At 66.0% G+C, this 14,479-nt stretch carries 11 protein-coding genes; 8 read left to right on the plus strand and 3 right to left on the minus strand.

Annotated elements, in window-relative coordinates:
* Positions 1 to 66: 66 nt before the first annotated feature.
* Both acnA and RIC54_RS09180 read right to left on the minus strand, forming a co-directional pair.
* Positions 67 to 2,754, minus strand: coding sequence for an aconitate hydratase AcnA (acnA, locus tag RIC54_RS09175; RefSeq protein WP_350150944.1), 2,688 nt, complete (start codon positions 2,752 to 2,754; stop codon positions 67 to 69).
* Between the two features lie 122 nt (positions 2,755 to 2,876).
* The gene (locus RIC54_RS09180; protein ID WP_350087196.1) at positions 2,877 to 3,686 is read right to left on the minus strand and encodes an alpha/beta fold hydrolase; all 810 of its coding nucleotides are present in this window, start codon (positions 3,684 to 3,686) and stop codon (positions 2,877 to 2,879) included.
* A gap of 151 nt (positions 3,687 to 3,837) precedes the next feature.
* On the opposite strand from RIC54_RS09180, the gene RIC54_RS09185 reads away from it, so the two are divergent.
* The 8 genes from RIC54_RS09185 (at position 3,838) to RIC54_RS09220 (ending at position 13,030) form a co-directional block, all read left to right on the plus strand.
* Positions 3,838 to 4,389 carry a PAS domain-containing protein gene (locus RIC54_RS09185; RefSeq protein ID WP_350150946.1) on the plus strand — a complete coding sequence of 184 codons (552 nt, stop codon included), beginning with the start codon at positions 3,838 to 3,840 and terminating at the stop codon, positions 4,387 to 4,389.
* Between the two features lie 252 nt (positions 4,390 to 4,641).
* Complete coding sequence (locus RIC54_RS09190; RefSeq protein ID WP_350150948.1) at positions 4,642 to 6,567, plus strand: AMP-binding protein; 1,926 nt, start codon at positions 4,642 to 4,644, stop codon at positions 6,565 to 6,567.
* 3 nt (positions 6,568 to 6,570) lie between these two features.
* Positions 6,571 to 7,395 carry an ABC transporter ATP-binding protein gene (locus RIC54_RS09195; RefSeq protein ID WP_350093055.1) on the plus strand — a complete coding sequence of 275 codons (825 nt, stop codon included), beginning with the start codon at positions 6,571 to 6,573 and terminating at the stop codon, positions 7,393 to 7,395.
* Between the two features lie 21 nt (positions 7,396 to 7,416).
* Positions 7,417 to 8,316, plus strand: coding sequence for a branched-chain amino acid ABC transporter permease (locus RIC54_RS09200; protein ID WP_350093052.1), 900 nt, complete (start codon positions 7,417 to 7,419; stop codon positions 8,314 to 8,316).
* 6 nt (positions 8,317 to 8,322) lie between these two features.
* Entirely contained in the window at positions 8,323 to 9,399 is a 1,077-nt protein-coding gene (locus RIC54_RS09205; RefSeq protein WP_350093049.1) for a branched-chain amino acid ABC transporter permease, read from the plus strand.
* A gap of 106 nt (positions 9,400 to 9,505) precedes the next feature.
* A complete protein-coding gene (locus RIC54_RS09210) occupies positions 9,506 to 10,822 on the plus strand; it encodes an ABC transporter substrate-binding protein (protein WP_350093046.1) in 1,317 nt (438 codons plus the stop codon).
* Positions 10,823 to 10,922: 100 nt separating this feature from the next.
* Positions 10,923 to 11,756 carry an ABC transporter ATP-binding protein gene (locus tag RIC54_RS09215; protein ID WP_350093043.1) on the plus strand — a complete coding sequence of 278 codons (834 nt, stop codon included), beginning with the start codon at positions 10,923 to 10,925 and terminating at the stop codon, positions 11,754 to 11,756.
* 38 nt (positions 11,757 to 11,794) lie between these two features.
* On the plus strand, positions 11,795 to 13,030 hold the full coding sequence (locus tag RIC54_RS09220; RefSeq protein WP_350093040.1) for a phenylacetate--CoA ligase family protein: 1,236 nt from the start codon (positions 11,795 to 11,797) through the stop codon (positions 13,028 to 13,030).
* A 4-nt stretch (positions 13,031 to 13,034) separates the two neighbouring features.
* Here RIC54_RS09220 and RIC54_RS09225 read toward each other — a convergent pair whose 3' ends face one another.
* Positions 13,035 to 14,453, minus strand: a complete 1,419-nt coding sequence (locus RIC54_RS09225; RefSeq protein ID WP_350093037.1) for an amidase — start codon at positions 14,451 to 14,453, stop codon at positions 13,035 to 13,037.
* Positions 14,454 to 14,479 lie beyond the last annotated feature (26 nt).

Consider the following 14,479-nt stretch of genomic DNA (forward strand, 5'->3'; position numbering starts at 1 on the left):
GCCAAAACGAAAACGGGCGCTCCCGAAGGAGCGCCCGTCCGTTGATCGAAGGTTGGCCGGTGACGATCAGGCGGCCGTCGACAGGTTGCGCAGCACGTACTGCAGGATGCCGCCGTGGCGGTAGTAGTCGACCTCGTTGACGGTATCGATCCGGCACAGCAGGCCCAGCGTCTTGGTGGAGCCGTCGGCGTAGCGGATCGTGCAGTCCACCGTCATCAGCGGGGTGATGCCGCCCTCGATGCCGGTGATGTCGAAGGTCTCCTCGCCGGTCAGGCCGAGGGTCTTGCGGTCGACGCCCTGCGGGAACTGCAACGGCAGGACGCCCATGCCGACCAGGTTCGAGCGGTGGATGCGCTCGAAGCTCTCGACGATGACCGCCTTCACGCCCAGCAGCTTGGTGCCCTTCGCCGCCCAGTCGCGCGACGAGCCCGTGCCGTACTCCTTGCCGCCGATCACCACCAGCGGGGTGCCGGCTTCCTGGTACTTCATCGCGGCTTCGTACAGCGCCGTCGGCTTGCCGGTCGGGATGTAGCGGGTCATGCCGCCGGTCACGCCCGGCACCATCTCGTTCTGCAGACGGACGTTGGCGAACGTGCCGCGCATCATGATCTCATGATTACCGCGGCGGGCGCCGTAGGAGTTGAAGTCCAGCGGCCGGATCTGCCGTTCGATCAGGTAGTCACCCGCCGGGCCGTCCTTCTTGATCGAGCCGGCCGGCGAGATGTGGTCGGTGGTGATCGAGTCGCCGAGCAGGGCCAGCACCCGGGCGCCGTGGATGTCCTGGATCGCGCTCGGATCCTTCGACATGCCGACGAAATAGGGCGGGTTCTGTACGTAGGTCGAGCCGGAGTTCCAGTCGTAGGTCAGGCCACCGGACACGTTGACCGCCTGCCACTCGTCGCCGCCGTGGAACACGTTGGCGTAGCGGCCGCGGTACATCGCCGGGGTCAGCTTGGCCTGGATCAGCGACGCGATCTCATGGCTGGTCGGCCAGATGTCCCGGAGGTAGACCGGGTTGCCGTCCTGATCGTTGCCGAGCGGGTCGTTGTTCATGTCGACCAGCATCGATCCGGCGATGGCATAGGCCACCACCAGCGGCGGCGAGGCGAGGTAGTTCGCCTTGACGTCCGGGTTCACCCGGCCTTCGAAGTTCCGGTTGCCCGACAGCACCGAGCACACCGCCAGGTCACCGGCCTCGACCGCGCCGGCGATCGGCGCCGACAGCGGCCCGGAGTTGCCGATGCAGGTGGTGCAGCCGTAGCCGACCAGATTGAAGCCCATCGCGTTCAGCGGATCCTGCAGGCCGGCGGCCTCCAGATAGTCGGTGACCACCTGGCTGCCCGGGGCGAGCGAGGTCTTCACCCACGGCTTCACCTTCAGGCCCTTGGCGTGCGCCTTCTGGGCGACCAGTCCGGCGGCGACCAGCACGCTCGGGTTCGAGGTGTTGGTGCAGCTGGTGATCGCTGCAATGACGACGTCGCCGTCGCTGAGGTCGTAGTCCGCGCCCTCGACCTTGGCCGAGCGGACCGTGCCGGTGCCGTCGCCCAGGGTCTTCTTCAGCGACCCTTCGAAGCTCGCCTTGGCCTCGGTCAGCAGCACCCGGTCCTGGGGCCGCTTCGGGCCGGCCATCGACGGTACGACCGTGGACAGGTCGAGCCCGAGGGTGTCGGTGAACTCCGGATCGGCGGCACCCTTCTCGCGCCACATGCCCTGGGCCTTGGCGTACGCCTCGACCAGTTTCACCCGGTCCTCGTCGCGTCCGGTGAAGCGCAGGTAGTTCAGGGTCTCCTGGTCGATCGGGAAGAACCCGCAGGTCGCACCGTATTCCGGCGCCATGTTGGCGATGGTGGCACGGTCGGCCAGCGGCAACTCGTCCAGGCCGGGGCCGTAGAACTCGACGAACTTGCCGACCACGCCCTTGGCACGGAGCATCTGGGTGACGGTCAGCACCAGGTCGGTGGCGGTCGCCCCCTCCGGCAGCTTGCCGGTCACCTTGAAGCCGATCACTTCCGGAACCAGCATCGACACCGGCTGGCCGAGCATCGAGGACTCCGCCTCGATGCCGCCGACGCCCCAGCCCAGCACGGCCAGGCCGTTGACCATGGTGGTGTGGCTGTCGGTGCCGACCAGGGTGTCCGGATAGGCGATGATCTCGCCGTTCTCGGTCTTGGTCCAGACGGTCTGCGCCAGGTACTCCAGGTTCACCTGGTGGCAGATGCCGGTTCCCGGCGGCACGACGCGGAAGTTGTCGAATGCCTTCTGGCCCCACTTCAGGAACTCGTAGCGTTCCTTGTTGCGCTCGAACTCCAGGGCGACGTTCTTCTTGAAGCTGTCCGCACCGCCGAACTCATCGACCATCACCGAGTGGTCGATGACCAGGTCGACCGGCGACAGCGGGTTGATCTTGGTAGGGTCACCGCCAAGCGTCTCCATCGCGTCGCGCATGGCGGCCAGGTCGACGACCGCCGGCACACCGGTGAAGTCCTGCATCAGGACCCGGGCCGGGCGGTAGGCGATCTCGCGGTCCGATGTGCGCTGTTTCGCCCAGCCGGCGAGGGCGACCACGTCCTCCTTGGACACGGTGACGCCGTCCTCATAGCGCAGCAGGTTTTCCAGCAGCACTTTCAGCGAGTACGGCAGGCGCGCCACCTCTGGGTGCGCGGCGGCCAGCGCACCGAGGTTGTAGTAGGTATATTTCTTTCCGGCGACGTCGAGCGTCGACTTCGACTTGAAGCTGTCCAGGCCAGCAGTCACGGCTGTCTCCTATCGGTTGACTGCGCGGCCGTCCGAGGTGCGCCTCGGCCCGGTCGGCTTCTCCAGGGATTTCGGGCACCTTATAGTCTCACAATGCGCGAATCGGAAGGGCGCAGGTGGGATCAGAGCGTCGCGAGCGTACGACGCACCGCCTCGGTCACGGTTGCCTCGCAATCCGCATGAGGCGCGTGCCCACACGCTTCCAGAAGCAGCGGCTGCGCTGGCCCGGCGACCCCGCCGACGATGGCGTGAACCTGCTCCGGGGTGCCGTACTGGTCATCCAGGCCCTGGATGGCCAAAACCGGGCAACGGATCTCGGCCAGACGATCGGTCATCGCCCAGTCGGCGAACGGCGGCGACAGCCAAGCGTCGGTCCAGCCGTAGAATACCCGGTCGACGCGTTGCTCGCCGTGATGGCGGGCAAGTCCGGCGCGCAGCCGGCTGCCGGGCGCCTCGTAGGCCGCCAGCGCCTCTCGGATACCGGCCAAGGTAACCGGCTCGACGAATACATGGGCCGCTTCGGTGATGCACGCGGCGATCCGTTGTGGGGCGTTCGCGGCGGCCAGCAGGGCGATGGTACCACCATCGGAATGGCCGAACAGCACCGCCTGCGGGATCGCCAACCGGTCCAGGATCTCGATCAGGGTCTCGGCTTCGCGGGCGTGATAGTCCAGGCTACGGCCGCCGCGCACCGGACCGTCGAGCGGCTCGGACCGGCCGTGGCCCCATCGGTCGATGATGATCCCAGCGCGGCCGACGGCGGCGCAGAGCCGGGCCGGGAATTCCTTCCACATCGTGATCGCACCAAGGCCTTCGTGCAGGAACACAAGCGGTGGTGCATCCGGCAGGCCGGTCGGTCGTGTGCTGATCGCGTTGAAGAAAACCGCGTGGCCACCGGCGTGTACGGTTTGCTCGGAGGAAGTTTGATTCATGGGGCGCGGCTTAGGGTTTTCATCCGTGGAAGGCAAGAGGCTCGCCGCCGGTCACCGTGGGAGTGCGGTTTCGTGCTGATTCGGATAGAGTTTCCACAGGGGCGCGGCCGGCAATTGCCCGCTCCCTTCCGGCGGGAACACGGTGGGACCAATGACCGCAAGCAGGGCGGAGGATCCAGACGACGCTGTTCGGTTCGAAGCGGCCTCCCATGACCCCGCGACAGCGCCGCATGCCCGGCTGACAGCGGCCTACCAGGCCTGGATGGACGCGCCCAAGGTAGACGGCATTCCGCTTCGGCGTTCGCTGGCGCTCGAGCGCATTCCGGATGCGATGGGTCAGGTCGGCATTGTTGATGTGCTGCCGAGCGGAGACTTCCGGTATCGGATGTTCGGCTCGGTGCTTGTCGGCGCGCTCGGGTATGATGCGACGGGCTGGCTGACGACCGATCTCAAGCCCGCCACTTATGCGCAGATCGTCACCCGGCAGTACCAAGAGGTCGTGGCTGCGCGCCGCCCGATCCTTCACGAACTGCGTGGCGGCAGCGCGGAGATGAATGAGAATCGGTACTTCCGGCTGACGGCGCCGTTGACGCTGAGCGACGGCCGGGTGGATCAGCTGTGGATGACCGTGGCGTTGCTGGGTTCGTTCGGGCGCGAGGTGTTCCTGTCGGTCGGCACTTCATTCTTCAGGCCTCGCGATTGATGGGGGCTTCACCGGGTAGTTGCTTGCGGTTTCGCAGGAGTTCGCGTAATCCAATGCGCTCCCGCCGCGGTGCGTTGCGGGTACAGAGGTAAAGAGCGATCGTTCGATCGAGCCGCGGACAACGTGGCCGGTGACGGGACGGTAGAGCGAACTGGGATGGGACACGTCGGGGAAGAGCCGTACCGCGATAACCGCGCGGGCGCCCCTGTTCCCAATCCTGTTCGACTTGGGGCAGGGGAGGAACCACGGCCGATGAGCTATCCCGATCCGACGGTCCACGACACGTTGCCGAAGGTGCTTCGGCATAACGCCCGGTCGCATCCCGACGAGGTTGCGCTCCGGCTCAAGGACTACGGGATTTGGCACGAGACCACCTGGGCGCAGTATCTGGCGCAGGTGCGCAGCACGGCACTCGCGTTCAGGGAACTCGGGATTGGCCGCGGCGACGTGGTGGCGCTGATCGGCGACAACGACGTCGACTGGATCGCCACTGAGCTTGCTGCGCATTCCGTGGGCGCGATGACCCTCGGCATCTACCGCGATGCCTTGGAGGAAGAGGTCGGGTACCTGGTCGACTATGCCGGCGCCAAGCTGGTGTTCGCCCAGGATCAGGAGCAGGTGGACAAGCTGATCAGCCTTGGCGACATGGCGGCCAGCGTGCAGCACATCGTCTATGAAGAGACCCGGGGGATGCGCAAGCAGACCGATCCGCGGCTGCACGAACTGGCGGTGCTGATCAAGCGCGGCGAGCAGCTGCACCAGGCCGATACGGCGGCGTTCGACGCGCTGGTCGACGCGACCTCCGGCGAGGACGTGGCCATCCTGTGCACGACATCCGGAACGACAGCGCACCCCAAGCTGGCGATGCTGCCGCACGGCCGGTTCATCCGTCACGCCATCACCTATCTGGGCGCAGATCCCAAGGATCACACCGACGAGTATGTGTCGGTCCTGCCGTTGCCCTGGATCATGGAGCAGGTCTACTGCGTCGGTTTCGGACTGGTCGCCCGGATGACGGTGAACTTCCCGGAGAGCCAGGAGACGATGTTCCAGGACCTGCGGGAGATCGGCCCGACGTTCCTGTTGCTGGCACCGCGCCTGTGGGAGCAGATCGCCGCCGACATGCGGGCCCGTGTGATGGACGCGTCGTCGATCAACCAGTGGATCTTCGACAAGGGCATCAAGCTCGGCATGAAGGCGATCGAGGAGGGGCGGCGGTCCACCCTGGCGGACGTGATGCTGTTCAGCGCGTTGCGCGACCGCCTCGGCTTCAGCCGCGTGCGTTCGGCTGCCACCGGCGGCTCGGCCATGGGGCCGGAGACCTTCAAGCTGTTCCTGGCCATGGGCGTGCCGCTGAAGCAGTTGTACGGCCAGACCGAGACGCTCGGCGCCTACACGCTGCAGACCGGCGAGGAGCTTGACGTCGACACCGTCGGACCGCCGTTCCAGGGCTGCGAGGTCACGATCCTGAACCCGGACTCCGAGGGCGTCGGCGAGATCGTCACCCGGCACGAGAACATGTTCACCGGGTACTTCCGGAACGAGGAAGGCACCAAGGCGGATCTGCGCGACGGCTGGATGCACACCGGCGACGCCGGGTTCTTCGATGCCAAGGGTCGCCTGGTGGTGATCGACCGCCTGAAGGACATTGCCGAGACCGCATCCGGCGTCCGCTTCTCGCCGCAGTACATCGAGAACAAGCTGAAGTTCTCGCCCTATGTCGGCGAGGTGGTGATCCTCGGATCGGGGCGCGATTGCCTGACGGCCATCATCTGCGTGCGGTTCTCCATCGTGTCGAAGTGGGCGGAGAAGAACCGCATCGGCTTCACCTCCTACACCGGCCTGTCGGCGGAACCGCGGGTCTATGAGCTGATCCGGGCGGAGGTCGAGCGGGTCAACCAGTCCCTGCCGGAGAAGCAGCGCATTCAGCGGTTCCTGCTGCTTTACAAGGAATTGGACGCCGACGACGGCGAACTGACGCGGACCCGCAAGGTGCGGCGCGGCGTGGTGTCCGAGCGCTACGAGCAGATCATCGACTCCCTCTACAACGGGGCACAGAGCGCACACCTCGACACCGAGGTCACGTTCGAGGATGGACGCAAGGGCCGGGTAAAGGCCGACATGCGGATCATGGAAGTCGGCGCGGCGCCGACGTCGGAACTCAGAAAGGCGGGCTGACCCGTGGCGGAAGCGGAAAACGTGCGGGCCGAGCCGTCCGCGCAAACCCGAGTCTTCGGCGAGCCGGTGTTGACTCTCGAGAACATCGAGCTTGGATTCGGCGGCGTGAAGGCCATCGACAACGTCAGCTTCGAGGTCCGGAAGGGCGAAGTGCTGGCGATCATCGGACCGAACGGGGCCGGCAAGTCGTCGATGCTGAATTGCATCAACGGCTTCTACAAGCCGCAGTCCGGATCGATCACCTTCAAGGGCCGCAAGCTACCGGCAATGGACCCGCATTTCGCCGCGGCCAATGGTGTGGCGCGGACGTTCCAGAACATCGCGCTGTTCCGCGGCATGTCGACCCTCGACAACCTGATGACCGGACGCGTCCTGAAGATGAACCGCGGCTTCCTGTGGCAGGCCCTGTACTGGGGACCGGCGCAGCGCGAGGAGATCGAGCACCGCGCCTACGTGGAGAAGGTGATCGACTTCCTGGAGATCCAGGCGATCCGGCGCACCCCGGTCGGCCGATTGCCGTACGGGCTGCAGAAGCGCGTCGAACTGGGCCGCGCACTCGCCATGGAGCCGGACATCCTGCTGCTGGACGAGCCCATGGCGGGCATGAACGTCGAGGAAAAGCAGGACATGTCGCGCTTCGTCCTCGAAGTGAACGAGGAGTTCGGGACCACCATTGTGCTCATCGAGCATGACATGGGCGTGGTCATGGACATCTCGGATCGGGTCGTGGTGCTCGACTATGGCCGAAAGATCGCCGACGGGACGCCGGACGAGGTCCGGGCCAACCAGCATGTAATCGACGCCTATCTCGGCGTTGCACACGACTGATCGGCGGAGACGCGACACCCCATGTCCGAGTTCTGGTTCTTTCTCGAGGTGCTGCTGAGCGGAATGTTCGCCGGCACCATGTATTCGCTGGTCGCTCTCGGCTTCGTGCTGATCTTCAAGGCTTCCGGCGTGTTCAACTTCGCCCAGGGCACCATGGTGCTGTTCGCGGCACTTTGCTTCGTCGGGTTCCTGGAGATGGGCTGGCCGATTGCCGTGGCTGCGATCGTGTCGGTCGCGGTGATGATCGCCTGGGCGGTTGCCGTAGAGCGGCTGGTGCTTCGCCACCTGGTCAATCAGGCGCCGATCATCCTGTTCATGGCGACCATCGGCATTGCGTTCTTCCTGGAAGGCTTCGGCGAGTTCATCTGGGGCGGCGACGTGCATCCGCTGAACGTCGGGATTCCGAACGACGCCTGGTTCGTCGGGCCGGAAGGCGAGATGATGATTCAGCAGTTCGACCTGGCGGCGGCGGTGATCGCGGGCCTGCTGGTGACGGTGCTGGCGCTGTTCTTCCACTATACCCGGATCGGCCGAGCGCTACGTGCGGTGGCCGACGACCACCAGGCGGCGCTGTCGGTCGGCATTCCGCTGAACCAGATCTGGGTGATCGTGTGGTCGGTTGCCGGGTTCGTGGCGCTGGTCGCCGGCATCATCTGGGGCTCGCGCCTGGGCGTGCAGTTCTCGCTGTCGATCATCGCGCTGAAAGCCCTGCCGGTGCTGATCCTGGGTGGTTTCACCTCGGTTCCCGGCGCGATCGTCGGCGGCCTGATCATCGGGGCCGGCGAGAAGCTGTCGGAGATCTACATCGGGCCGTTCCTGGGTGGCGCCATCGAGGAGTGGTTCGCCTATGTCCTGGCAATGTTCTTCCTGTTGTTCCGTCCGCAAGGCCTGTTTGGCGAGCGGATCATCGAGCGAGTGTGAGGCGGCATGTTTTACCGTGAAGCCGGTATCTTCAAGACGACCTATGCCGCGGACCAGGCCTTGTTCCGGATCCCGATCGACCGGCTGTTCGTAGCCGCGGTCATCGTTGCCGCGTTCGTGGTGGTACCTCTGGTCGCCAACGAATACTGGCTGGGATCGATCATAATGCCGGCGCTGATCCTCTCGATCGCGGCGCTGGGGTTGAACATCCTGACGGGCTACTGCGGCCAGGTCAGCCTGGGCACCGGGGCGTTCATGGCAGCCGGTGCCTACATGGCCTACAAGATCGCCACCAACCTCACGTGGATGCCGATCCCGCTGGTCATCATCCTGGGAGGACTCTGCGCCGCGTCGATCGGACTGGCGTTCGGCCTGCCGAGCCTGCGGATCAAGGGGTTCTACCTCGCGGTGACCACGCTGGCCGCGCAGTTCTTCCTGCTCTGGCTGTTCCAGAAGGTTCCGTGGTTCGTCAACAACTCGGCTTCCGGGGTTCCGACAGCGCCACCGCGCGCGGTGTTCGGCGAGTTGGTGACCGGCGCCGAGGCGACACCGGAGGCCCGTTACCTTTTCGTGCTGGCGTTCACCGTCATTCTGGCCCTGATCGCCGGCAATCTGGTGCGCGGCCGCATCGGCCGGACCTGGATGGCGATCCGCGATATGGACATCGCGGCCGAACTGATCGGCATTCGGCCCCTGCACACCAAGCTGTCGGCGTTTGCGATCAGCTCGTTCTACTGCGGTGTGTCCGGTGCCCTCTGGTCGTTCTGCTACATCAACACCGTGGAATCGTCGGCTTTCGACATCTTCCGGTCGTTCATGATCCTGTTCATGGTGATCGTTGGCGGCCTGGGCAGCGTGCTGGGCTCGTTCCTCGGCGCGTTCTTCATCTTCCTGCTGCCGATCGCGCTGAACAACGTGGTCACCACCTTCGGCCTGCCGATTGCCACCGAGACGATCACCCATATCGAGTTCATGGTGTTCGGCGGCCTGATCGTGTTCTTCCTGATCGTGGAGCCGCACGGCCTGGCCCGGCTCTGGCAGATCGTGAAGGAGAAGCTTCGTCTGTGGCCGTTCCCGTACTGACGGAGCGGCCTTGGTTCCCGGCGGCAGGGGGCCATGATAGAATTGCCGTCAACTGCCGCGTGCTGAAACAAGGCAGATCATTCAAGAACAGGGAGGATCGACAACCATGCGCATTCGCAGTCTGACAATTGCCCTCGCGGGCGCCGCGGCCGGCCTGATGGGGCTGGCCGGGACCGCTTCGGCGGCCGAAGGGATCTACATCCCGAACCTCGTCTACAAGACCGGCCCCTACGCGCCGAACGGTACCCCGGTGGCGCACGGCTTCGCCGACTACCTCGCGATGGTCAACCAGCGCGACGGCGGCGTGAACGGCGTGCCGATCATCTACGAAGAGTGCGAGACCGGCTACAAGACCGACCGCGGCGTGGAGTGCTACGACCGGGTTAAGGGTGAGAACGGCGGCGCCGTGGTCATCAACCCGTGGTCGACCGGCATCACCTACGCGCTGATCGAGAAGGCGACCGTCGACAAGATCCCGCTGTTCTCGATCGGTTACGGCCGCACGTCGGCCGCTGACGGCCGGGTGTTCCCGTACGTCTTCAATTTCCCGTCGACGTACTGGAACCAGGCGACCGCGATCATCAAGTACATCGCCGATCAGGAAGGCGGGTTCGACAAGCTGAAGGGCAAGAACCTCGGCTTCGTCTACCTCGACCACCCGTACGGCAAGGAGCCGATCCCGACGCTGGATATCCTGGCCGAGAAGTACGGCTTCACCTACGACAAGTACCCGGTTCCGCCGGCATCGATGACCGAGCAGAAGTCGATCTGGCTGCAGATCCGCCGTTCCAAGCCGGCCTACGTCATCATGTGGGGCTGGGGCGCGATGAACTCGACGGCGGTGTCCGAGGCGGCCAACGTCAAGTATCCGATGGACAAGTTCATCGGGAACTGGTGGGCGGCGGCTGAGCCGGACGTGATCCCGGCCGGCGAAGGCGCCATCGGCTACAAGGGCGCAACCTTCAACGGCGTCGGGACCGACTTCAAGGTCTACAAGGACATCAACGCGCTTTACGCAGCCGGCAAGGGCACCTGGTCCAAGGACCAGATCGGTGGCGTGCTGTACTCGCGTGGCGTGGCCACCGCGGCCTACATCGTCGAAGCGATCAAGGTCGCCCAGGCGAAGTTCGGCAACCGGGTCATCACCGGCGAGGAGATGCAGTACGGCCTCGAGAACCTGAAGCTTGACGCCGCGGCGATCGAGAACCTGGGCCTGACCGGGCTGATGCCGCCGGTGGAGATCACCTGCGCGAATCATGAGGGCCAGAACCCGGCCATCAAGATCCAGCAGTGGAACGGCAAGGTCTGGGAGATCAAGACCGACTGGATCCCGGCGGATACCGCCCTGGTCCGGCCGCTGATCGAGCAGGATGCCGCTCAGTACGCCAAGGAGAACAACATTACCCCGCGCAGCTGCTCGTAAGCCGCAACGGTTGATGTGAGGTTGGGACGCCGGGGCCGCATAGCCCCGGCGTTTCCACGATACGCTTTGCGACGTCCACCGGACGTCGGGGAGGACTGAGATGAGTGTCGCCACCGAAGCCGCTGCCCCGGAATCCGCGCTGCTGCGGGTCAACAACATCGAGGTCATCTACGACCACGTGATCCTGGTGTTGCGCGGCGTATCGCTGGCGGTCGAGAAGGGCGGCATCGTTGCCCTGCTTGGCGCGAACGGCGCCGGCAAGACGACAACATTGAAGGCGATCTCCAACCTGCTCGGCACCGAGCGTGGCGAGGTCACCAAGGGATCGATCGAATTCGACGGCGTCAATGTCGAGGCGTCCAGCCCGAACGCGCTGGTCAAGCGCGGCTGCATCCAGGTGATGGAGGGCCGGCACTGCTTCGAGCACCTGACCGTGGAAGAGAACCTGTTGACCGGCGCGTTCACCCGCGGCGGCGACCGGGCGGGCATCCAGGCCGACCTGGAGATGGTCTATGACTACTTCCCGCGGCTGAAGGAGCGGCGCGGCAGCCAGGCCGGCTACACCTCGGGAGGCGAGCAGCAGATGTGCGCGATCGGCCGCGCCCTGATGAGCCGGCCGAAGATGGTGCTGCTGGACGAGCCTTCCATGGGGCTGGCGCCGCAGCTGGTCGAGCAGATCTTCGAGATCGTGAAGAAGATCAACGAGCAGGAAGGCGTGACCATCCTGCTGGCCGAGCAGAACACCAACATCGCCCTCAAATACGCCCGCTACGGCTACATCCTGGAGAGCGGGCGGGTGGTGATGGAGGGGGCGGCCGAAACGCTGCGCAACAACGAGGACGTCAAGGAGTTCTACCTTGGCCTCGGCGGCGAGGGCCGCAAGAGCTTCCGTGACGTCAAGCAGTACCGCCGCCGCAAGCGCTGGCTGGGCTGATCCGCTCGCCGGCTGCCGCTTTCACTTGGGAGGCCGGAATGGCCGAGTTCTACGACGGTCTCGAGACCCGGAGCGCTGACGCGCGTGCCGCTTCCCTGGCGGAATGTCTGCCGCGGCAGATCGCGCACGCCAAGGCGAACAGCGCGTATTTCGGCAAGGCCCTGGCCGGGATCGACGCCGCGACGATCACCGATCGCGCCGCACTCATGGGCTTGCCGGTGCTGCGCAAATCGGACCTGCTGGAACTGCAGAAGGCAAGCCCGCCGCTCGGCGGACTGAACGCGACGCCGATCGACCGGCTTGCCCGGCTGTTCATGTCTCCGGGGCCGATCTTCGAGCCGGAAGGGCACGGATCGGACGCCTACCGTTTTGCCCGTGCGTTGTTCGCCGCCGGATTCCGCAAGGGTGAGCTGGTCCACAATACCTTCGCCTACCACCTGACGCCGGCCGGCCGGATCGCCGAGAGCGGCGCCCATGCGCTCGGTTGCCCCGTGTTTCCCGCCGGCGTCGGCAACACCGAGCAACAGGTCCAGGCGATCGCCGGAATGAAGCCGCGCCACTACATCGGCACCCCGTCGTTCCTGAAGATCATCCTTGAGAAGGCGAAGGAGATGGGGGCCGACGTGTCGTCCCTGCGCCACGCCTTGGTGTCGGGAGAGGCGCTGCCGCCCAGCCTGCGCGCCGAGCTGGCGGAGCATGGCGTCGCCGTGCTGCAGGCCTACGCCACCGCCGACGTCGGGCTGATTGCGTACGAGTCCGAGGCCAAGGAAGGTCTGATCGTCGACGAGGGGGCGATCGTCGAGATCGTGCGCCCCGGCACCGGGACTCCTGTCCCGGACGGCGAGGTCGGCGAGGTGGTGGTCACCGTGCTCAACCCCGACTATCCGCTGATCCGCTTCGGCACCGGCGACATGTCGGCGGTGCTGGCCGGCACCAGCCCGTGCGGGCGCACCAACCTGCGCATCAAGGGCTGGATGGGCCGTGCCGACCAGACCACCAAAGTCAAGGGCATGTTCGTGCACCCAAGCCAGATCGCCGAGATCGCCAAGCGGCACCCGGAGGTGACCCGGGCGCGCCTGGAAGTGACCGGCGAGAAGGGCCAGGACGCGATGACGCTGGTCTGCGAAACCGCGGCGGGCGACGCCGCATTGGCCGATGCAGTCGCCCAGAGCCTGTCGTCGGTCACCAAGTTGCGGGGCACGGTCAAGCTGGTCGGGGTCGGCGACCTGCCGAACGACGGCAAGGTGATCGCCGACCTGCGCAGCTACGAGTAGCCGGCTATCCCGATACCGGCGCAACGGTCTCCTTCAGCCAGCGCGCGATTCCCGCCGTGCGCCAGTCGTCGTCGTGGCGTCCGACGATCTGCACGCCGACCGGCATGCCGCCGATGGCCAGCATGGGGACGGTGACCGCCGGGCAGCCGATCGCCGAGGTCCAGGCGTTGTAGGCCGGCAGGCCGGTTGTGTGGGTGATCCCGGGTTCGCCCTTGGCGTTCGGGTCACCCATCAGCGGCGCCGGGCCAGCCGAGGACAGCGTGATCATCGCGTCTGCGGTGGCCGCGACCGAGCGGAACCGTGAGCGCATGGCTTCGCGCTTGGCCAGGGCGGCGCGGTAGTCGTCCTGGGTCATGGCCTCGGCCATCTCCAGCCGCACCCGCATGCTCGGGCTCAGCTTGGTCACGTCCTTCTCGGCGAGGTTGCGCAAGGTCCAGCGCAACTCCCAGCCGCAGATGTCTCGGCACAGCACGAGACTCTCGGTGATCTCGCGCTCGAACGCCTCTAGGTCGGCCTGTCCTTTCCGGCGGACGATGGTGACGCCGCTGGCCGCCACCTGACAGAGCAGCTTCTCGAAAGCCGTGAGCGTGGCGTCGTCGGTCAGGGTCCAGCCCTCGGTCTCGGCGACGATCAGGCGACGGGGTGCCGTGGCGGCCGGCGCATCCTCCGGGCCGTACAGGCCAGGGCAGCCGGGGTCGCCGCCGGTGAAGCGGGCAATGGCGTGGCTGACCGCCCACATGTCTGCGATTCCACCGGCGTGGACGCCGAGATGGCTGTGGCTGAGACCCTGCCGCTCGCCACGGTGCAGGGCGCCGAGGGTCGGCTTGATGGCGGTGTTCGCGCAGAATCCGGCCGGGCGGATGATCGAACCGACCACTTGGCTGCCCAGGGTGGCCGGAACCATCGCCGCACCGATCGCCGCAGCCGATCCCGACGAGGAACCGCCGGGGGTGCGGGTCGCTTCGAACGGGTTGGTCGTCGGTCCGGGATGCGAGAAACCGAGTTCGGTGGTCACCGTCTTGCCGACGATCGCAGCGCCGGCCAGACGCAGTGCCTGGACGCAGGCGGAGTCCTCGCCGGTGGAGCGGCCCGCATACAGCGGGCTGCCCATCTGGGTCGGCATGTCCTTGGTCATGTACAGGTCCTTGACCCCCACCGGCATGCCGTCGATCGGCGACAAGGGGTTGCCGTCGCGCCAACGCTTGGTGGAGGCATCGGCGGCCGCCTTGGCGCCGGTTTCGTTCAGGACGACCCAGGCTTTCACCACCGGTTCGCGCGCGGCGATGGTCGCGAGACAGCGCTCCAGATACGCGCTCGGGGTGTCGGCGCCCGATCGGAAGTCCGGCAGACGGTCGGACCAGGTGAGTGGTCGATGGGTCGCCGGATCGTATCCCGTCTTGCCAAGCGTCGCGCCGTCAGTCATCGCTGCCTCTTCCGTGGTCTGGTTGT

The sequence above is a fragment of the Thalassobaculum sp. genome (assembly GCF_040219215.1).
In the GTDB taxonomy this organism is placed as follows: Bacteria; Pseudomonadota; Alphaproteobacteria; order Thalassobaculales; family Thalassobaculaceae; genus Thalassobaculum_A.

Excerpts from the sequence above, each read along its gene's own strand:
- RIC54_RS09180 (WP_350087196.1), bottom strand. The coding sequence starts at position 3,686 with ATGAATCAAACTTCCTCCGAGCAAACCGTACACGCCGGTGGCCACGCG.
- RIC54_RS09225 (WP_350093037.1), bottom strand. The coding sequence starts at position 14,453 with ATGACTGACGGCGCGACGCTTGGCAAGACGGGATACGATCCGGCGACC.
- RIC54_RS09190 (WP_350150948.1), top strand. The coding sequence starts at position 4,642 with ATGAGCTATCCCGATCCGACGGTCCACGACACGTTGCCGAAGGTGCTT.
- RIC54_RS09205 (WP_350093049.1), top strand. The coding sequence starts at position 8,323 with ATGTTTTACCGTGAAGCCGGTATCTTCAAGACGACCTATGCCGCGGAC.
- RIC54_RS09200 (WP_350093052.1), top strand. The coding sequence starts at position 7,417 with ATGTCCGAGTTCTGGTTCTTTCTCGAGGTGCTGCTGAGCGGAATGTTC.
- RIC54_RS09220 (WP_350093040.1), top strand. The coding sequence starts at position 11,795 with ATGGCCGAGTTCTACGACGGTCTCGAGACCCGGAGCGCTGACGCGCGT.
- RIC54_RS09185 (WP_350150946.1), top strand. The coding sequence starts at position 3,838 with ATGACCGCAAGCAGGGCGGAGGATCCAGACGACGCTGTTCGGTTCGAA.
- RIC54_RS09215 (WP_350093043.1), top strand. The coding sequence starts at position 10,923 with ATGAGTGTCGCCACCGAAGCCGCTGCCCCGGAATCCGCGCTGCTGCGG.
- RIC54_RS09210 (WP_350093046.1), top strand. The coding sequence starts at position 9,506 with ATGCGCATTCGCAGTCTGACAATTGCCCTCGCGGGCGCCGCGGCCGGC.